The following is a 19,869-nucleotide window of genomic DNA, read 5'->3' as shown; positions in this document are numbered from 1 at the left end:
CAAACGATTTAACAAACAAGCCCGGTTCGGATAATCCAGCGTAAATAGTCCCCGACTACACTCTAAATGGAGAGAAAACAACAAGAATATAGACATAGTCCACAATAATCCACGCGGGAGTGAAGGGGAAACCATGAAAAAAGCATTGAAGAGGCAGTTGGCTGCGGGTCTTATCTTGTCTACGCTCGCGCTGCCGCTGGCGGCGTGCGGAGAAAAAAACGCGGACGGCGCGGAAGCGAGCGCCGCTCCGCAGGAAATCTCGGTAGCGGACCTGGAAAAGAACGCGAAGGAAGAGGGCTCCGTCGTCAGCGTCGGCATGCCGGACACTTGGGCGAACTGGAAGGACACGTGGGCGGATTTGCAGACTAAATACGGCCTTTCGCATACGGATACGGACATGTCGAGCGCCGAAGAGATCGCCAAGTTCGATGCGGAAAAGGACAAGCCGACCGCCGATATCGGCGACGTCGGCATCGCCTTCGGCTCGGTCGCGATCGACAAGGGCGTCACGCAAGCCTATAAGACTTCGTACTGGGACGAAATTCCCGCTTGGGCCAAGGATCAGGACGGCCACTGGATCGTAGGCTACCAAGGCACGATCGGATTCCTGACCAACAAGAAGCTCGTCGCAAACCCGCCTAAGAGCTGGGAAGATCTGAAAAAAGGCGACTACAAAATCATCGTCGGCGACGTCACCAAGGCTGCGCAGGCCCAGATGGCCGTGCTGGCGGCGGCGATCGCCTACGGCGGCAGCGAGACGAACATCGAGCCGGGCATCGCTTACTTCGAAGGCTTGGCGAAGGAAGGGCGTCTCTCCAACGCGGACGCGAGCCTCGCGAACATCGAGAAGGGCGAAGTGCAAGTGACGCTGCTCTGGGACTTCAACGCGCTGAATTACAGCGATCAGCTCGGCAAGGAGCATTACGACGTCGCGATCCCGACGGAGGGCAGCGTCGTGAGCGGGTACGCCACGATCATCAACAAGTACGCGCCGCATCCGAACGCGGCCAAGCTGGCGCGCGAGTATATCCTCAGCGACGAAGGCCAGATCAACCTGGCCAAGGGCTATGCAAGGCCGATCCGCGACAGCGTGAAGCTGCCGGACGACATAGCCGCCAAGCTGCTGCCGAAGGAAGCCTACGCGAAGGTGAAGCCGGTTAACGACTACAAGGCATGGGAAGAGACCGCCAAGCAGATTCCCCAAATGTGGCAGGAGCGCGTTCTCGTCCACATGAGCTAATCCTTTACGAGGCGTCTTCGACTTCCTGCCGAAGGCGCCTCTCTTATCCGATAGGAGCGTGGCACGTTTGAAACGAAGCAATCGGTGGATGTGGCTGGGACTTGTCCCTTTTTTGGCAATGGTGCTTTTATTTCAGCTCATTCCGGTCGTGACGATGGTGGCCGGCAGTCTGAAGCCTGCATCGGGCTCGGGCATTTCCTTCGGCTTCTATGCGCATATCCTGCAGAGCGCCTACTATATGCAGGCGATCAAGAACAGCCTGCTCATCTCCGCCGCCTCGAGCGCGATCGGCATCGTCGTCGGCCTCGCCTGCGCGTATGCCATCACGAGATTCCCTTCTAAGACGCGAGACCGCCTGCTGATGCTCTCCAACATGACGTCGAATTTCCAAGGCATTCCGCTCGCCTTCGCCTATATCGTGCTGCTGGGCAGCAACGGGGTGTTCACGCTTCTGTTCAAGCAGTGGGGATGGAGCGTGTTCGCCGACTTTAACTTGTACAGCTGGTCGGGGCTCGTGCTGGTCTACGTGTACTTCCAGGTACCGCTGGCGCTGCTGCTGTTGTATCCGTCCTTCTACGGCATTCGGGAGCAGTGGCGCGAAGCCGCTTCGCTGCTAGGCGCGAGCCGGTGGCAGTTCTGGACAAGCATCGGCTTGCCGGTGCTGTCGCCAGCCGTGTTCGGCACCGTCGGCATTTTATTCGCGAACGCCATGGGCGCCTATGCGACGGCCTACGCGCTGGTCGGCGGCAACTACAACCTTCTGGCCGTACGGATCGGTTCGCTCGTGGCGGGCGACGTCGTCAATCAGCCGCAGCTCGGCAACGCGCTCGCGGTCATCCTGGCGCTGTCGACGCTGCTCGCCGTCTTCCTCAATCATAAGATGACCCAGCGCGCCCGGCGTCTCGACGCCGCGTTTGCCGCCCGACCGGTCCGCACGCGCCGTCAATCGTCGCCGCGCGCTTGGACTACGGCAGCCGCCGCGAAGGAGGAGCTGTGATGGAAGCTTCGACCAAGAGGGCGGGTCCCGCGCATCGCTCGTTGATGCTGCTGATGATGGTCTATTTGCTGCTGCCCCTCCTGGCAACCTGCATCTATGCGTTCGCCAAGGAGTGGCAGACGACGGTTCTGCCCGAGAGCTGGACGCTTGCGTGGTTCCGCGGCATGTTCCGGGATCTTCGTTTCCTGGAGGCGCTCTGGACCTCGCTCTATCTCTGCTTGATCGGCGTCGCGATCAGCCTGCTCGTCATGCTCCCCGCGGTGTTCGTCATCACGCTCTATATGCCGAGGCTGGAGTCGTTCATGAAGGGGATCGTGGTGCTTCCCTACGCGGTGCCCGGCGTCGTGGCGGCGGTCGGACTCATCCGCGCCTATTCCTCCGGTCCGCTCAACATTTCGGGCACGGCGTATATTTTGCTCGGCGCCTACTTCGTCGTCGTGCTTCCTTATATGTACCAGGGCATCCGCAACAGTCTGCAGACCGTATCGGCCGGTCCGCTGCTCGCCGCCGCTGAGCTGCTCGGCGCGAGCCGGATGCGCGCGTTCGCGTCGGTCATTTTGCCGAATATATGGCCCGGCGTGCTTGTCTCCGCGCTGCTGTCGTTTTCCGTGCTGTTCGGCGAGTTCGTGATGACCAATATGCTCGTCGGCGGGCAGATCCAGACGATCCAAGTGTATCTTTACCGCCGGATGGGCGAGAGCGGGCATCTGGCCAGCGCCATCGCGATCACTTATTTCGCGTTTATATTGATCTTGTCCGCCTTGCTCATGAAGCTGGGCCAAAAAGTGAACGGAGGCATGAAACGATGAGCGACTATCTGGAGCTGCAAGGCATCCGCAAGCGATTCGGGTCCGCGAACGTGCTGGACGACGTCAACCTGCAGATCCGCGAAGGCGAGCTCGTGACGCTGCTCGGACCTTCGGGCTGCGGCAAAAGCACCTTGCTGCGCTGCATCGCGGGGCTCGCGGATATGGACGGCGGCCGAATTCTGCTGGACGGCAAAGATATCGCCAATCTGCCGCCGCGGAGCCGGGAGATCGGCATGGTCTTTCAGGCTTATGCGCTGTTCCCGAACCTGACCGTCAGCCAAAATATCGAATACGGCCTGAAGATGCGAGGCGTCGACAAAGCTGCCAGGAAGAGCAGGTCCGAGGAACTGCTCGCCATCGTCGAGCTGACGGACAAGCGGGACGCGTATCCCCAGCAGCTTTCCGGCGGGCAGCAGCAGCGGGTGGCGCTTGCGCGCTCCCTGGCCGTCCGCCCCAAGGTGCTCCTGCTGGACGAGCCGCTTAGCGCGCTCGACGCCCAGATTCGCAAAAACCTCCGTGCGGAGATCCGCGCGATCCAACGGCAATTCAACATGACGACGATTTTCGTCACGCACGATCAGGAAGAGGCGCTGACCTTGTCCGACCGGGTGTGCCTGATGAACAAAGGCCGCATCGTCCAGGAAGGCGCCCCGGAGGCGATCTATACGAAGCCCCGGACTGAATTCGTCGCCCGGTTCATGGGCAGCTACAACGTGCTCAGCCGCACGGACGCGTTCAAACTGTTCGGTAAAGTGGACAGCGCGGCGCAAAGCTTCGCCATACGTCCCGAATCGGTCGCGCTGCTGAAGGGACCGGCCGAATCGCCCGAGCCGGACCGGCGCATCGCGGAGGGCACGATTCACTCCGTGTCCATCCTTGGCAACGTCATTCGGTACGGCGTCGAGGCCGCAGGCGTGCGGCTCACGATCGACGTTCTGAACGACGGCCGTTCGCTGCCATTTGCCGAGCGGAGCCCCATCCGCCTGGCGCTAGACGAATCGCAGCTGCTGCATCTGGAGAAAGAAGGAGCTTAAGGCATATGTCCATCTCGTCGGAAGAACGCAAGCGCGTCATCGTGGACCAGCTGAAGCTGGACGGGCGGGTCAAGGTGCCCGAGCTGTCTCTGCGGTTCGCCGTGTCGGAGGAGACGGTGCGCCGCGACCTGCTGCTGTTGGAGCGGGAAGGGCTGGCGAAGCGCGTCTACGGAGGCGCGGTGCCGAGCAAGCAGACCAACTATGAGCCGCCTTATCTGCAGCGTCAGAAGGAAAAGGCGCAGGAGAAGGAACGTATCGGCCGGGCGGCCGCCGCGCTCATCTCGTCGGGGGACACGATCGCCATCGACGTCGGCACGACGACGCTGGAGCTGGCTAAGGCAATCTCGGGCTGCGAGCGCCTCACCGTGCTGACCAACTCGCTGGCCGTTGCCTACCATCTCATGGAGTCGTTGAACGGCGGGCGTTTTACCGGCAAGATCATCGTCATCGGCGGCGAGCTGAACCCGGAGCAGCAGTCGATGTCCGGCACGATGGCCGAGCGGATGATCTCGCAGTTCCGGGTCGACAAGGCCTTCATCTCGGTGGGCGGCGTATCGCCGAACCGGGGCATCAGCGACTACGATCTCGGCGAGACGGGCATGTCCAGGCGAATGGCCGAGGCGGCCGGACAGACGATCGTGCTCGCGGACGACTCCAAGCTGAACAAGGAAGCGTTCGTCGAGATCGTCCCGCTGCGGAGCGTCCATACGATCGTCAGCAACGTCGCCGCGCCGCGGGAGTGGGCGCAGACGCTGCGCGCCCATCGCTTGCAATGGACGGTAGCCAATTAAAGGAGGAGAGCGTGCATGAATCCAACGTACCCGAAGCTCGTCGTCGTCGTGCTCGACGGACTCAGATACGACGCCGCGCGCCGCTATCTCGGCTATATGGAGCATCTGGCCGAGCAAGGCGAAGCGGTCTGCCATAAAGTCCGGTCCGAACTGCCGAGCTTGTCGCGCCCGCTCTACGAGGTACTGCTGACCGGCACGCCGGCCGCGCAGAACGGTATCGCGGCCAATCATATCGCGCGTCCGAGCCGCGAGCGGAGCGTGTTCCATCTCGCCGCCGACGCGGGACTGCGGACGGCCGCCGCAGCTTATCATTGGGTCAGCGAGCTGTACAACGCAGCGCCTTTCCAGCCGCTGACGGACCGCCATCAGCATGACGCGGACAAGCCGATCCAGCACGGCATCTTTTATTTCGAGGACCACTACCCGGACAGTCATCTGTTCGCGGACGCCGAGCATCTGAGGCAAGCGTACGACCCGCATTTCCTGTACGTTCATACGATGAACATCGACGACGCGGGCCACAAGTTCGGCGGCGAGAGCCCGCAGTACGAGGCTGCCGTTCGGGCGGCGGACGGCATGCTGGCGTCCCTCGTACCGCAGTGGCTGGCGCTCGGCTGCCGCGTCCTCGTCACCTCCGACCACGGGATGAGCGCGTCCGGGCAGCATGGCGGCACGGCGGCCGAGGAGCGAAGCGTGCCGCTTTACCTGCTTGGGGACGCGCGGTTTATGCTGGAGCGGGGACGCGGCGAAGCCGCCCTGCCGCAGCTGCTGCTGGCCCCGCTCATGTGCCGCTGTCTCGGCATCGCGCCATCGTCCGCGATGATCGAGTTGCCGGAAGCGGCATACGCGGCGTCCGGATCGCATTCCTAGTTTCTCGCGGCCGTGGCAAGATTCGGCGATATCCGGGAGTCGAGGCATAACCGGACGGACTTTGGATAATGCTGGAGCAGGTGTTACAATGAATTGAACTCACTTAAGGCCAAGGGAGGCAATCTAATGTTGAAGATCGGCATTATCCTGGGCAGCACGCGCGAAGGCCGCCTAAGCCCGCAGGTAGGCGAATGGGTGAAGGCGCTCGCGGACAAGCGCGGCGACGCCGAATACGAGATTATCGACATCGCCGATTTCAAGCTGCCGCTGCTCGGCGAGCCGGGTCAGGACGCGTCCGGCGCGGCTGCGTGGACGCAGAAGGTCGGCAGCTGCGACGGGTTCGTATTCATCGTACAGGAATACAACCATTCGATCACCGGCGCGCTCAAGAATGCGCTCGACTACGTGCGCGCTGAGTGGAACGATAAGGCGGCCGGCATCGTCTCGTACGGCTCGGTCGGCGGCGCTCGCGCGGCGGAACATCTCCGGGGCATCCTCGGCGAGCTGTCGGTCGCGGACGTGCGCGTGCACCCGGCGCTCTCGCTGTTCACCGACTTCGAGAACGGCTCCGTTTTCAAGCCGAAGGACGTGCAGGCGACCTCGCTCGGTCAAATGCTGGATCAAGTGATTTCCTGGTCCACGGGGTTGAAGACGATCCGCAAGTAATCCAGCGATGCGAACATGATTACACCCCCTGCCGCTTGAACGGCAGGGGGTGTTTGGTTATTCGGCGCGTGCGCGTTGCCTTTTATGCGATCTGCAAAATAACAAGGTGCGCGGAATCCGGCCTCGTTCCTCCAGCCAGCGGCGTGATCGTGAGCGCCGTGGAATTGCCCGCAGGATTTCGAACGGTGAGCACGGAATTGATGACCGTCGTTTGCACGAGTGCCATGCCTACGATTTGAGACGTACCTGTCGCGCGCCCGACTACCGTATAGGCCAGATCCGCGCCGTTGAGCGTCAAAAGCAGTTGCCCCGCTTCGTTTACGTTCACCTGGAACAGTACCTGATAAGTGCCGATCGCAGCCAGGTTAAATGCGCTCGCATTGATGCGGGTAATGGCGGTCCCGCTAATCGGGCCATCCTGCGGGAAGCTTACATCCGTATCGGGAGCGACGGTCGCCGCATTATCGGGAGGCATCAAGGCAAAAAAGTCGGCAAAGCCCAATGCTCCGCCTGCAGGCCCTGCCGGTCCCACTGCGCCGGCAGGCCCCGCTGGTCCCACTGCTCCTGCAGGCCCCGCCGGTCCTACTGCGCCCGCAGGCCCCGCCGGACCTGCAGGTCCCGCCAGTCCGGCGGCGCCGATCGCTCCCGCCAGACCCGCTATGCCTTGCGGCCCCAACGCGCCCGCGATGCCTTGAGGGCCAAGCGCGCCGATCGCGCCTACGAGTCCTGCCGCTCCTTGGGGCCCCAACGCGCCCGCCAATCCTTGAGGGCCAAGTTCGCCGATCGCGCCTACCAGGCCGGCCAGCCCTTGCGGTCCGAGCGCTCCTGCGATGCCTTGGGCGCCAAGCGCGCCGATCGCGCCGATAAGTCCTGCCGCTCCTTGGGGCCCCAGCGCTCCCGCGATGCCTTGGGGTCCGAGTTCGCCGATCGCGCCGACGAGTCCCGCCAGTCCTTGCGGTCCAAGCTCGCCTGCAAGTCCTTGAGGTCCCGCTTCCGCAATGGCTCCCGCGAGTCCTCGAAGCAATACGCGTCCTTCAGGCGGGGGACACTTTACACAAACGCGCTTCTTGTCGACGCGAACACGGCGTTTCTTTTTTTTTCCTTTGGGATGACACACGATGACGGTTTTCTTTTTACAACGCTTTTTTGTATCCGGACAACTCAACCGCGACACCTCCCCAGATGAATGGTTTAGTGTACGCAAGTCAGTTTTTTCGGGCATGGACGAATAGCGCGGGAATAGCTAGACGACTGTCTATTTATGGGAAAATTTAATACTTCGGCCAACTCTTCCTTCACTCCAATCATCCGATTCAGGCACCGTGCATCCCCAAAAAGCGTCGTTCTTTCTAGACGCAGGTCCATCGAAACGCGCGCCGGCGATGCCTATAATCGGAGATGTTAACTAGAATAAAGGAAGGAGTCGCTTCCGATGAAAAGAATCCTATTGGTCGAAGACGACGTCGAGATCAACGGGCTCGTCGCCAAATATTTGGCCAAGGAAGGCTTCGAGATCGATGCCGCCTATGACGGCCACGAAGCGCTCGCCCGTATCCGGGAACATGATTATCAGCTGGTCGTCTTGGACCTGATGTTGCCGCGTGTCGACGGTCAGGAGGTGCTGCGCCGCATTCGGGCGAAGGGGACGATCCCCGTCCTGATTCTGTCGGCCAAGGACAGCGAGATCGACAAGATAATCGGCTTGGAGCTCGGGGCCGACGATTATATGACGAAGCCGTTTACGATCGGGGAGCTCGTCGCCAGAGTGAAGGCGCAGCTGCGCCGTTACGTCGATTTTAATCGCGAAACGGCTGGCAGCGATGCGGGCATGATCGTGCACGGAGATCTGGCGCTCAATGCAAGCTCGTTCGAGGTGGAAGCCGCGGGCGAGAAAAAGTCGCTGACCGCCAAGGAATTCGCCATCCTCAAGCTATTCATGACGAACCCGACGCGCGTTTTTACCAAATCCCAAATCTTCGAGGCAGTCTGGCGGGAAGAGAGCCTGTCCGACGACAACACCGTCATGGTCCATATCAACCGGCTGCGGGCGAAAATCGAGCGGGATCCGTCCACCCCCGTCTACATTCAAACCGTGTGGGGATTCGGCTACAAGCTGGGCGAGGGACGCGAATGACGTGGCCGAGCATTCTCGCGGCGCTCCTTCTTTTGGCATGCGCGTACCTTTTCATCCGGCAGAAGCGTTTGGTTCGCGAGCTCGGGCGGGTACGGCGGACGACGGAGGAGATTCGGACAGGCAATCTGAATCTGCGGTACCGCCTGCCCGCTCCCCGCAAACCCGTCGAAGAACTAAGCGGGGAGCTTAACCGTCTGATCGACTATTTTCAGCAAACGACGGAGCGCATGCTGGTTCTCGAGGACGAACGCAAACGGATGATCGCGAGCCTCTCGCACGATCTACGCACGCCGCTCACCTCGCTGCTCGGGTACATCGAGGCGCTGCGAAGCGATTCTTCGCTGACGGCCCGCGAGCGCGACGATTTTTTCCGCATTGCCGCAGACAAAGGCGGCGCGCTTTTGGAACGGCTGCAATCGTTTTTCGAGCTGGCCAGATTGGAGGCCGACGACGCGCCGTCCGATTTGCGGCGGACGAACTTGATCGATATCGTCCAAGAGGTGCTGCTTGGCTTCTATCCCGACTTTCAGAAGGCCGGGATTGAACCTGCGGTTCGTCTTCCGGCGTCGCCCTTGTATGTCATGGCAGACGGAGGAGGGCTTCGGCGCATCCTCGAAAACCTGATCTCCAACGCGCTGCGATACGGCTCCGACGGCGGCGAGATCGGCGTTGCCGTACGGGAGGAAGGGGACTTCGCATGGGTGGACGTATGGGACCGGGGCCGGGGCATTCCGCCCGAAGACTTGCCCCGCGTGTTCGAACGGTTCTATACGGGAGAGGATTCCCGGAATGCGTCCCTGCGAGGCACTGGCCTCGGCCTAGCCATCGCGAGGAACCTGGTCGAAAGGCAAGGCGGGCGGATCGCAGTGTCAAGCAAACCGGGCGAGAAAACCGTTTTTTCGTTCAGCCTGCGCAAGCATTAGCCGCTTCAGACCGAAGCGGCCAAAAACGTAAGAACTCCGTTAGGAATACGAGAAAGGCGCGTTAGAACGCGTCGGTATACTGGGCTTCAAAGAGGAGGAAGCCCAATGAGACCATTTGAAATCGTACTGCTCGTCGCCAATCTGCTCGCCTTGCTGTCCGTGCTCGGCCCTAAGCGGTCCAACGCGGTTAGGCTCGGACTTGCCGGCGCGAACGTCGCCGCGCTTGCCGTTCACGGCGCCGTAGAAGGATTCCGCGGCCAAATGACGCTTTCTTACGCGTTCGTCGCGCTGTTCGCGATCTACGCGGCTGCGAGTACGAAGATCCGTATGCCGGTTAACCTGTTCGCGAGGATCGTCAAAGGCGCGGTCGTCAGCTTGTCTTTTCTATGTCTTGCCTTTACGGCGCTCTTCGCGCACGCGCTCCCCGTATTCAAGCTTCCGGCGCCGACAGGCGATTACGACGTCGGCGTACGATACGCCTACCTGACCGACGAACGGCGCGTCGAGCCCTTTTTGAAGGACGCTTCGGCCAAGCGGCAATTGGCGATAAAAATCTATTATCCGGCGACCCGGGACGCCGACAAGCCGTACGCCGCTTATTTTCACGATTCGCCGGGACTCGTCGAAGCATTCGCCGCGGGGTATCGCATGCCGGCATTCCTGTTCAAGCAGCTGCCGCTCGTTAAGACGCATTCGCAGGAGGGCGTGCCCGTGTCTGATCGGCAGGCGAGCTATCCCGTCGTCTTGTTCTCGCACGGCGGCGGCACGACGATGGAAGCGCACGTCGCGCAGTGCGAGGATCTGGCCAGTCATGGGTATATCGTCGTGGCCGTCGATCACACCTACGTGGCATCGGCCGCCGAGCTGCAGGCCCGCGTCGTGACGGACCGGGACGCGACGGCTTCGTTCGACGAAGGCGACCCGCTCGCGGCGATCACGCAAATCATGGCGGACGACGACAGCTTCGTCATCGGCGAGCTCGCCGGGATGAACGCGGGTAAGTCGGGCGATCTTTTAGCCGGCAAGCTCAATCTGCAGGCGATCGGCGTCGTCGGCCATTCGCTCGGCGGTGCGGCAGCGTACAATCTGGCCGTGAGCGACCCCAGAATCAAGGCCGCCGTCAATCTGGACGGCGCGGTTAATATCGCGCCGGACGCCTCCAAGCGGACCGCGCCGCTGCTTATGCTGGCGAACGACGAGTTTCACGTGCAGGCGATCGCCGCGCGGGAGCCTTTGATGAAGAAGTGGGCGGACATGCCCGACGATGAACGGCAGGCCGTCGCGACGGCCTATGGCAGCCAGCAAGCCTATGAAGAAATTTACGAACGGCAGCGATTGGCGATCGCGGGTCTGGCCGATACCTTGAAGGCTGCAGGCAACCTGTATTCGATCGAAGGCAGCGCTCATATGAAGATGTCGGATATCGGGTTGTACATCGGTACCGGGTTTCGCCGCTTCATCGGGATTAACGGGAGCACTTCCTCCGAACAATGTCTCGCCATCGTCCGGGCTGCGACGCTGACTTTTTTAGACCAACAACTTAAACATGAGCCGGACGCTTCCATGGAATCCGTCCTGCACCGATATCCGAAGCTTCACAGGGAGGCGAACCTATGACCTGCATCCTGCGCACGGAAGGGCTGACCAAACGCTACGGCGGCAAAACCGTCGTCGACAACGTCAACATGACGATCCGCGCCGGCGATATCTACGGATTCCTGGGGCAAAACGGAGCGGGAAAGACGACGACGCTGCGGATGCTGACGGGACTGATCCATCCTTCGGAAGGGAATATCGAATTGTTCGGGACCGCGCTGCAAGGGAATCGAAGCATGGCGATGTCGCGCATCGGCGCCATCATCGAGTACCCGGGATTTTATCTGAACCTGAACGCGGCGGAAAATCTGGAGATTCACAGGCGCATGATGGGCATGGGCAACAAAGAGAGCATCGACGAGGCGCTGGCGATCGTCGGCCTGACGGGCGCCAAATACCAGAAGGTCAGAAGCTATTCGCTCGGCATGAAGCAGCGGCTCGGCATCGCCCGCGCCTTGCTGCACCGGCCCGAGCTCCTCCTGCTGGACGAGCCGACGAACGGACTGGATCCCGGCGGCATCAAGGAGATGCGGCAGCTTTTTCTGGAGCTCGCCCGAAAGCGGGGCATTACGTTCCTGATATCCAGCCATTTGCTCGGCGAAGTCGAACAGTTGGCCAGCAAGATCGGCATCATCCACGGAGGGCGTCTGCTCGAGGAGATCGAGAGCGAAGCGCTGCGCAGGAAGACCCGGCATTGCCTCGAGATCAAGGTGACGGACGAGCGGAAGGCCGCCTTTATTCTGGAGCAGAAGCTTGGAACGACCGATTATGTCGTGTCGGGATCGGGCGGTCTGCGCCTGTACGAATACGTCGAGGAGCCAGAGCGCGTCAGCGCCGCGCTGGCGGCCGGCGGCGTCGGCGTACGGGAATTGTCGGTGTCGGGAGACAGCCTCGAGGATTACTTTCTGAAGCTGACGGGGGGCGCGAAGCATGTTTAACCGACTCATCGCTGCCGAACTGATGAAGCTCAAGCATACGAAAATGTACCTGCTCGTGCTTGCGGGCGCGCTGCCGGCCAATCTGGTCACTTGGTCGGGATTTCTGCCGCGAGTGACGCCGGACGGCGTGCGGGCGGGTATCGACCTGCAGGATATGTTCTACCGGCAGGGCATGACAATGACGATCCTGGCGCCGTTCATGTTCGCGCTCATGATCGGCTATATCGTCTCGCGCGAATACCAGGAGCGCACGATCAACCAGCTGTTCGCCTACCCGATCCCGCGGGTGAACATCCTGCTGGCCAAGCTGACGACCGCGCTATTGCTGATCTTCGTCACCTCGGCGCTCTCCAGCGTCTCGACGCTCGCAACCGCGCTCGTCTCGTCGTTCACGCAGCCGGTCGACACCGCGGCCTTAGGCGCGGGGATTCGCATGAACCTGCTTGCCTGCGTGCTCTCCTTCGGCACCGTGCCGCTGGCGGCGGCGCTGAGCATGGTCGGCAAAAGCGTCATTCCCTCGACGGTGCTCGGCGCGCTAGCCGCGCTCGTCACCCTGATCGGGGAAATGGGGCACGGGGCAAGAGGCTTTTTGTTCCCGTGGCTCATGCCTTACTGGCCGGTCCGGGAGCTGGGTCAGGGACTTCAGCGAATCGATGCGGCGGCGTACGCGGTGCCCGGAGGGATTATATTGACGGCGCTATTCGCGATATCGCTCGTATTCTGTATCGTGTATTACGAAAAGGCGGAGATCCACAGCGGCTCCTGAGGGGGGGCTGCTGTGGATCGCTGGAGGCGTCTAATGTGAATAGCACAAAAAGTGTGCGATTCCGCACCGTGACGCGGTCGCGGACGGCGCCAGCCGTGCACGAAGCCGCGCCAACCATCTGGAATCGAACAAAAAATGTGCGATTCCGCACTGGAGGCCGACCCGAACGGCATCGGCTGCGGACGATGCGCGCTAACCACCCGGAACCGCACAAAAAATGTGCGATTCCGCACCGTGCGCGGTCGCGGACGGCGCCAGCCGTGCACGAAACTGCGCTAAACACCAGCAACCGCACGAAAAATGTGCTATTCCGGGTGGATGGCCGACCCGAACGGCATCGGCTGTGCGCGAAGACGCGTCCACTTGGCACGGACTAGCCGTTACCCGGCAAAACCGTGCAAATCCGCCTCAAACCAGCTCTCAGACGTGCCGTTACCCGGCAAAACCATGCAACTCCGCCACATCCCCTGCTCACACATGCCGTAACCCGGCAAAACCGTGCAACTCCGCCTCAAACCACCGCTCAGACTCGCCGTTACCCGGCAAAACCGTGCAACTTCACCTCAAATCGCCGCCTGGCAGCCCCGCAAACCTGAAAAACCGCGCGTAAACCTTCGCTATAACTGAAAAAGGCGCTATCCCGCGACCAGCACCGCGACAAGCGGCACTGGCGCAGCATAGCACCATCAGGTTTAACTCGTATTATTCAATCCTCTTCTTCTCGTTTTAGTGCCCCGCCAACACGCTCTCCTCCGCCCGGACCTCGCCGGAGTCGCTCTTCTGCGCGGCCGGCTTGACGCGACGGATGAACAGGCTGAGTACGAAGCCGGCGATCGCGAAGCCAGAGGTGAGCAAGAAGGTGTCGCCGAACGCTCCGACGAGGGCCTCCAGCGGATTCGGACCTTTGTAGGCCGCGAGGACTTTGTCGCTGTGTGTGGACAGGTAACCCGTCAGACCGGCGACCGCGAAGGAGACGATGACCTGCTGGGCCGAGTTGGTGAGCGGCGTGACGCGGCCGACCAGCTCTTTCGGCGCGGTATTGAGGATGTAAGTGTTCATCGTCATCATCGACAGCCCCATGCCGCAGCCGAGCAGGAACAGGTTGAGCATGATGACGTACAGCGGACGATCAAGCGTGATCTGCGACATGATGAGCAGTGCCGCGGAGATGAACACCGTACCCGTGATGACGATCGGACGCGCGCCGAACCGGTCGAACAGGCGGCCGCCGATCGGCATGCCGAGCATGGATCCAAGCGCCTGCGGGAGCAGGATGAGTCCGGTCTCCAGCGGCGTATAGCCCTTGGCCTGCTGCAGCATGAGCGGGAACAGGATGATGGAGCCGAACAGCGCTGCATAGAGGATCCAAGACAAGATAATGCCTTGCGTGAAGGCGAAACTCTTGAATACGCGCAGCTCCAGCAGCGGCTGACGATGCCTCAATTCGACGAAGATGAAGAGCAGGAGCGATACGCCGCCGACGATAAGGCCCGTTAACGTGCGCCCGGAGCCCCAGTCCGTGCCGCCCTCGCTGACGCCGAACGCCAGCATGGCGAATGCGATCGGACCGAGGATCATGCCGAGGATGTCGAGCGCCGGCGGCTTGCCGCGTTCGAACGCGGGCAGGTAGCGCCACGCGACGATCACGGCGGCGACGCCGATCGGCAGGTTAATCAGGAAGATCCAGTGCCACGAGACGTACTCGACGAAATAGCCTGACAGCACCGGCCCAAGCGCGGGCGCGAGCAGTATCGGGATGCCGAGCATGCCCATGACCGCGCCTCGCCTCTCCGGCGGCGAGATGCGGAAGACGAGCGCCATGCCGATTGGCGCGACCATGCCGCCGCCTATGCCCTGGATGACGCGGAAGACGACGAGCTGCTCCGTGTTCGTCGCCAGCGCGCAGAGCGCGGAGCCGAGCGTGAACATCACGATAGTCGCGACGAAGACGCGCTTGGAACCGAATTTGTCGGTCAACCAGCCGGCGAGGGGGATGACGGCCGACAGGGCGAGCGTGTAGCCGGTGACCGCCCACTGGAGATGATGCAGGGTGGTGCCGAAGTCGTCGACCAGCGTCGGGATCGCATTGTTCACGACCGTCGTGTCAAGGATAACCATGAACATGCCGATGATAACGGCGAGGAGCGGCGGCAGCAGTTTGAGTAGCGAGAAGGGCTCTCCTTGGGCAGGCGAGGCCGTACGCGAATTTGCCATGTGAACTCAATCCTTTCCAGATAAGGGCCTGAGCCTTGACGGAAGCCTGATTTTCCGTTAACGTTCTGACTATACAGTTTTAATAAAAACCGCACAGTCATAAAAGGCTACAGGCCTATTTGTATCGCGTTTGGGTAATCTTTGTCAATCATTATTTTCGGGAGGGCCTATGAGCATTCTTAAAAACAAAATCGTGGACTCGGCCGAGCGGCTTTTCGCGGAGAAGGGCTATGAGGCGACGTCCATTCAAGATATCGCGGACGACTGCAGCATCGCCAAGGGCTCGTTGTACAAGTTTTTCCCGTCCAAGGAGGACCTGTACATCGAGATCATGGAGGTGCATTTCGCGCGGATCATGGAAGATTCCGAACGGATCCGGGAGCGGACCGAGCTGTCCCCTCGCGAGCTGTTCGTAGAGGAGATCAGTCATCAGCTCGACTATTTTCTTAATCACGGATTGTTCGTGGCGAATTCGTTGAAGGAAAAGCCCGCGATTCCCGGCGACAAGCTCGGTCCGCTGCTCTTCCGCAAACGCGCCCGGCTGATCAACTTTAATCGCGGCGTGCTGCAGCGCCGGTACGGGGAAGCGCTCGAGCCGCATATTTGGGACGCGGTCATGATCCTGAACGCGATGGCGAAGGAATACCTCCATCTGATGAAGACGTCCGCCAAGCCGCTCTCGGTAACGGCGCTGGCCGCGTACTTCGCCGACCGGATGGACGATCTGGTCGCGGGCCTGCTCGCGCGGAAGACGGAGCCGATGCTGCCGGCCGGATCGATGACGGAGTTCGAGTCCGAGCAGCCGGAATCGCTGCGGGAGTCGATCGAGCGATGCGCCGGCGCGGTGCTCGAGCAAGCAGCTTCCACGATACGCGAGTTGAGCGTGCCGAATGCGCGCAAGCGGGAGCTGGAGCAGATTCTGGAGCTGCTCCGGGAAGAGGGGGAGAAGGAGGAACCGCGTCGCTTCCTCGTCACGGCGCTGCTGAACGAGCTGGGGACCGAGCACGAGTTGGCGCCGTATGCGGCCAGGATGCGCCGCTGGTGCGAGCAGTTGCTCGCCGAATAGACGACGCGTACGCGCTACTCCTTTTTCAGCCTGTATTCGTTCGGCGTCATGCCCATTTGCTTTTGGAACACCTTGGCGAAGTACTTCGGATCGATATAGCCGACCTTTTCCCCGATTTCGTAGACTTTAAGTTCCGAATTTCTTAGCAGCTCGCAGGCTTTCTCGACGCGGACCTGCGTCAGATAAGTATTGAAGAGCTGTCCGCTCCGGCTCTTTAATACCTGGCCGAAGTAGTGCGGGTTAGATGCACGGACCCTTGCCCGCCGCCTAGATAGCCGGTTTTTCAGCTACTTCGACCTCCTACGCTAGACTTTGGCACAATAGCGGTACTTATGACCGTTATTGCCCTGGTAGTTGGTCTTTTCGGCACAATAGCGGTACATATGACCGTTATTGGCTTGGCAGTGAACCTGTTTGGGCGCAATAGCGGTACTTACGACCGTTATTGCCCTAGCAGCTGGTCTTTTCGGCACAATAGCGGCGCTCACGACCGTTATTGCCTTTACAGTACCCCGTTCGGCACAATAAGAGCGCCCACGATCCCGGTTTTAAAGACTCATTTTCTTGTGTTTCCGCCCGGATACGCATGAGAATCGCGCGCTCTCACTTGTAACTTTGGCGGAATGCGGCAATAATGGAGTATCGTTAAAAATTAGGAGTGGTCGTTTGAAAAAGCAAAAACCGATGTCGATGGATGAATTGTTAAAAGACTTGCAGGGCCAGCGCACGTTCCAAGAGGATCCGAACCATGTCTCGCTGGATAAGCTGTTCAACGAAGCGTTCATGAGCAAGCACACGAACTTCGGCTCGTTCCTCGCGTTTCTCGAGAAGGGCAACTTCCAAGTATACTCCCATGAGGATATCAAAAACATTCATGAGGAGCTGTGGGAACGGCACGTCGCCAGAGAGACGAACTTCGCCGACTGGAAGACGATGCTCGATACGGCGAACGCCGAATACACAGGAAAAAAAGCGTAACGCCCCGGCAACCGGCCGCTAAGGCCCCGAGGAGTTCCCCTTCAGCGCTTCTTTCGTCAAGCGGGAACTCCTGCATGCAGGCGATGTCCAACCCTTCCATCCCAATCCCTTTTTTATGATGAATAAACGATCGAACGCCGGCGAGAGCGGACGGTGCCGCTATCGTTTTTTTGCGCTTTCATCACGAAAACGTATAAAGACGCAAAAAAGATTTGTCTCGAAATGCCTTCGGCTATTATGATGGACATAGGTCGTTTGCATCAGCCTTGAACCTGTATGGTATAAATGTCATCGCTTGGCAGCTGAATCCGTTACGATGGTACATAATTATTGGCAGCTCCCGGCGGCAGACCTTCGAGGGACGCCCGGGCGCACCGGCCAAACAGACAGGATGATCACCATGAAGCTCCAGCCGCTGCGTTATTTCCGCAATCTCTCGACGACGCTCTTTTTGCGCCTCATGGCGGGTTTTTTGTGCATTATCATTCTCCTCGTGTCTTTGACCGCGTATGCGCTTTCCGTTTCCAAGAGCAATGTCCGGCAGGAGATCGTGAAGTACAACACGCTCATGCTTGACAGCACGATGGAGAACTACGAAAAGCATTTTAATATCATCCGCCAGCAGATGTACCTCTTTTTGTTCAGCGATCGCGTGCAAAAGCTGCAGCGGGAACCGAAATACTCGGACTTCGGCACCATTATCACGGATATTCTGTCCCAGGTGTCCAACGCGAACCTGTATATCGCCGACATCGTGTTTTATTCCAAGTCGCATCAGTTCGTCATCGACAAATCGGCGAGCACGACGCCCGACAATCTGTTCGACGTGTTCATGGCGGGCGAGAAATATCCCAAGTCGTTCTGGGACAAGCAGTTCGAGGAACCGTACACGAATCATATTTTTCCGGCGGACCGCTTTAACTCGCATCTCTTCACCGGCAGAAAGGAGGTCGTCGGCGACTACATCCCGATGATCTTCAAGCGTTCGGACAACAAGGACTTCTATATGGCGGTGTTCCTCGACGCGAGCAAGATGTACGAGGCGTTCCACCAATCGCTCAACGACGACTTCATCATTTACGGCACGGCGGGAGAGACGTTGTTCGAAAGGTCGCAGACGAGCGGCTTCCCTGCGCTCGATGCGCTTAAAGCGCGGAGCGGAGAGTCGTTCGTGCTGGACAACCGGTATCATTTTTACAGAACGGGCGCGAGCGGCATGACCTACATGCACCGGCTGCCCGTCGCGCAGATGGCCTCGCAGACTCGCCTGAACCTGACGCTCGTCGTGCTGGTCGTCGCGGTCGTGTTGTTCAGCATCGTCATCTCGCTCCTGATGGCCGCTCGCATCAACAATCCGTTCAAGCAGCTGGTCGCTTCGATCAGGGGGACGAACGAAGCGGCGCCGTACCGATCGAGCATCAAGGAGTTCGACCTGATCAGCAACCAACTTCAGGACAAGAACAAGCTGATGCGGCAATGGGCGTTCATTCATCTGCTGAAGGACATCCGGGGCGGGAGCGGCAGGGACGCCGCGAAGCTGGAGTTCACGGGCAAGCCTTTCGTATTCGTCATGTTCCAGGTCGTCGAGAAAAAGGGCGCGAGCTGGGACGACGGAACCTTCAGCAGCTGGCTGTATTATATGAAGGTATTCATCGAGGACAAGCTCAACCGGGTATTCCCGGACGCGCTGACGAACCAGGTGGAATACAACCAGATTCTGAGCCTGGTGTTCATCGACCGGCTGGAGACGCTGCAGGAGCTGCTGCGGGAGATGAAGTCGGTGTTCGACCAGGACAGGGACAGCGGCACGATCACGATCGCGGTCACTTCGATCTACGATCGGTCCGATCAGATCAGCGCCGCCTACAAGGAAGTGCGGGAGCGGATCGACGATCGCGGTCTCGTAGACGAGACGCAGATCGTGACGTCTTCTTCAAGCCGGGAGACGGGAATCGCCTTCTCCCAGGAAGAGGAGGCCGAGTTCAGGGCGAATCTGAGAGAAGGCCATGGCGAAGTGCTGGAGCGGCTGATGGAGCGCTTCTTCGCGAAGCAGCGCGACCGGGAGCTGACGGCGGCCGCCTGGCTCGGCTTTGCCGAGTCCGTGACGGAACGAATCCGCAGCGTCGCCGCCGACCAGCTTGGCACGCCCGCCGCGGACGCCATCCTGGAAAACGCGGAGCAGCGCATCGAGGGCTGCGTCACGATCGAGGCGCTCGAGCGACTGCTGCTCGAATGGGTCAGGCGGACGGCGGAGGAGATCGAGGGCAAGAAGGACCGCAAGGATACGGTGACCACGTTCGTCATGAATTACGTCAACGAGCATCTGTCGGAGGAAATTTATCTGGACGCGCTCGCGGAAAAGCTGAACCTCAGCAGCGGCTACCTGTCGACCTACTTCAAGGAGAAGACCGGCAAAAACTTCGTCGAGTACGTGAACGAGACGCGCATCGCGCAGGCGGCGGCCATGCTCGTAAACGGCCGCGCCAAGATCCAGGAAGTGGCGGAGGCCGTCGGCTATCGCAACATCGCCTCGTTCAACCGGATGTTCAAGAAGTACACGGGTCTTCGGCCCAGCGATTACCGGAAGAGCATGCAAGGCGCTCCGGAGGAATGAAGCCGGCGGCGGCAGGGAACGGGGAGAGGCCCGTCCTGCCGCCGTTTTTGCTTGTTTAGCGCTTGTTTTTTGCCTGTTTTACGGAAAGTTAATACTTTTTTAATGCGCCTCGAAAAAAGTACAATTTTTAAAGACAACCGATTATTTACCGGGCGGGCCCGGACCGCCTACGATGAGAGCAAGCCGAAGGACGGCCGGGGCGATGCCGAAGCCGAACGGAATGGCGAGCATAA

At 60.2% G+C, this 19,869-nt stretch carries 18 protein-coding genes; 15 read left to right on the top strand and 3 right to left on the bottom strand.

Translation table 11 applies throughout. The features are described from left to right. Positions 1-133: 133 nt before the first annotated feature. The 7 genes from BM235_RS01040 (at position 134) to BM235_RS01010 (ending at position 6,407) form a co-directional block, all read left to right on the top strand. Positions 134-1,240, top strand: coding sequence for an ABC transporter substrate-binding protein (locus BM235_RS01040; RefSeq protein ID WP_090108681.1), 1,107 nt, complete (start codon positions 134-136; stop codon positions 1,238-1,240). 67 nt (positions 1,241-1,307) lie between these two features. Continuing rightward, positions 1,308-2,237, top strand: a complete 930-nt coding sequence (locus tag BM235_RS01035) for an ABC transporter permease (RefSeq protein WP_090108680.1) — start codon at positions 1,308-1,310, stop codon at positions 2,235-2,237. Then, positions 2,237-3,046, top strand: a complete 810-nt coding sequence (locus BM235_RS01030; protein WP_090108679.1) for an ABC transporter permease — start codon at positions 2,237-2,239, stop codon at positions 3,044-3,046. Before BM235_RS01035 ends, BM235_RS01030 begins: the two co-directional genes overlap by 1 nt. Beyond that, entirely contained in the window at positions 3,043-4,080 is a 1,038-nt protein-coding gene (locus tag BM235_RS01025; protein WP_090108678.1) for an ABC transporter ATP-binding protein, read from the top strand. Before BM235_RS01030 ends, BM235_RS01025 begins: the two co-directional genes overlap by 4 nt. Positions 4,081-4,085: 5 nt before the next feature. Next, positions 4,086-4,871 (top strand): DeoR/GlpR family DNA-binding transcription regulator, encoded by a 786-nt coding sequence (locus BM235_RS01020; protein WP_090108677.1) that lies wholly within the window; start codon positions 4,086-4,088, stop codon positions 4,869-4,871. Positions 4,872-4,886: 15 nt separating this feature from the next. After that, the gene (locus BM235_RS01015) at positions 4,887-5,741 is read left to right on the top strand and encodes an alkaline phosphatase family protein (protein WP_090108676.1); all 855 of its coding nucleotides are present in this window, start codon (positions 4,887-4,889) and stop codon (positions 5,739-5,741) included. 126 nt (positions 5,742-5,867) lie between these two features. Next, positions 5,868-6,407, top strand: a complete 540-nt coding sequence (locus BM235_RS01010) for an NADPH-dependent FMN reductase (protein WP_090108675.1) — start codon at positions 5,868-5,870, stop codon at positions 6,405-6,407. Between the two features lie 82 nt (positions 6,408-6,489). Here the strand turns inward: BM235_RS01010 and BM235_RS31890 are convergent, their stop codons facing one another. Further along, positions 6,490-7,629, bottom strand: a complete 1,140-nt coding sequence (locus BM235_RS31890; RefSeq protein ID WP_090108674.1) for a collagen-like protein — start codon at positions 7,627-7,629, stop codon at positions 6,490-6,492. Between the two features lie 210 nt (positions 7,630-7,839). Here BM235_RS31890 and BM235_RS01000 point away from each other — a divergent pair, with 210 nt between their 5' ends. From BM235_RS01000 to BM235_RS00980, 5 genes are all read left to right on the top strand, one after another. Next, a complete protein-coding gene (locus BM235_RS01000) occupies positions 7,840-8,541 on the top strand; it encodes a response regulator transcription factor (RefSeq protein ID WP_090108673.1) in 702 nt (233 codons plus the stop codon). Beyond that, positions 8,538-9,464, top strand: a complete 927-nt coding sequence (locus tag BM235_RS00995) for a sensor histidine kinase (RefSeq protein WP_090108672.1) — start codon at positions 8,538-8,540, stop codon at positions 9,462-9,464. Before BM235_RS01000 ends, BM235_RS00995 begins: the two co-directional genes overlap by 4 nt. A 105-nt stretch (positions 9,465-9,569) precedes the next feature. Continuing rightward, positions 9,570-11,081 carry an alpha/beta hydrolase family protein gene (locus BM235_RS00990; protein WP_090108671.1) on the top strand — a complete coding sequence of 504 codons (1,512 nt, stop codon included), beginning with the start codon at positions 9,570-9,572 and terminating at the stop codon, positions 11,079-11,081. Further along, positions 11,078-11,998, top strand: coding sequence for an ABC transporter ATP-binding protein (locus tag BM235_RS00985; protein WP_090108670.1), 921 nt, complete (start codon positions 11,078-11,080; stop codon positions 11,996-11,998). Before BM235_RS00990 ends, BM235_RS00985 begins: the two co-directional genes overlap by 4 nt. Continuing rightward, entirely contained in the window at positions 11,991-12,764 is a 774-nt protein-coding gene (locus BM235_RS00980) for an ABC transporter permease (protein ID WP_090108669.1), read from the top strand. Before BM235_RS00985 ends, BM235_RS00980 begins: the two co-directional genes overlap by 8 nt. A 726-nt stretch (positions 12,765-13,490) precedes the next feature. On the opposite strand, the gene BM235_RS00975 is transcribed toward BM235_RS00980, so the two are convergent. Next, on the bottom strand, positions 13,491-14,978 hold the full coding sequence (locus BM235_RS00975; RefSeq protein ID WP_090108668.1) for an MDR family MFS transporter: 1,488 nt from the start codon (positions 14,976-14,978) through the stop codon (positions 13,491-13,493). 169 nt (positions 14,979-15,147) lie between these two features. Here BM235_RS00975 and BM235_RS00970 point away from each other — a divergent pair, with 169 nt between their 5' ends. Next, on the top strand, positions 15,148-16,044 hold the full coding sequence (locus BM235_RS00970; RefSeq protein WP_090108667.1) for a TetR/AcrR family transcriptional regulator: 897 nt from the start codon (positions 15,148-15,150) through the stop codon (positions 16,042-16,044). Between the two features lie 14 nt (positions 16,045-16,058). Here the strand turns inward: BM235_RS00970 and BM235_RS32885 are convergent, their stop codons facing one another. Continuing rightward, positions 16,059-16,331 carry a helix-turn-helix domain-containing protein gene (locus BM235_RS32885; protein WP_090109529.1) on the bottom strand — a complete coding sequence of 91 codons (273 nt, stop codon included), beginning with the start codon at positions 16,329-16,331 and terminating at the stop codon, positions 16,059-16,061. A 397-nt stretch (positions 16,332-16,728) separates the two neighbouring features. Here BM235_RS32885 and BM235_RS00960 point away from each other — a divergent pair, with 397 nt between their 5' ends. Beyond that, positions 16,729-17,022, top strand: coding sequence for a hypothetical protein (locus BM235_RS00960; RefSeq protein WP_177244184.1), 294 nt, complete (start codon positions 16,729-16,731; stop codon positions 17,020-17,022). Between the two features lie 400 nt (positions 17,023-17,422). After that, a complete protein-coding gene (locus BM235_RS00955) occupies positions 17,423-19,636 on the top strand; it encodes a helix-turn-helix domain-containing protein (protein WP_158543644.1) in 2,214 nt (737 codons plus the stop codon). Positions 19,637-19,869 lie beyond the last annotated feature (233 nt).

Source organism: Cohnella sp. OV330, from assembly GCF_900112065.1.
GTDB lineage: Bacteria > Bacillota > Bacilli > Paenibacillales > Paenibacillaceae > Cohnella.
Note: the sequence above shows the minus strand (reverse complement) of the source record. Positions and strands in the feature narration are given on the sequence as shown.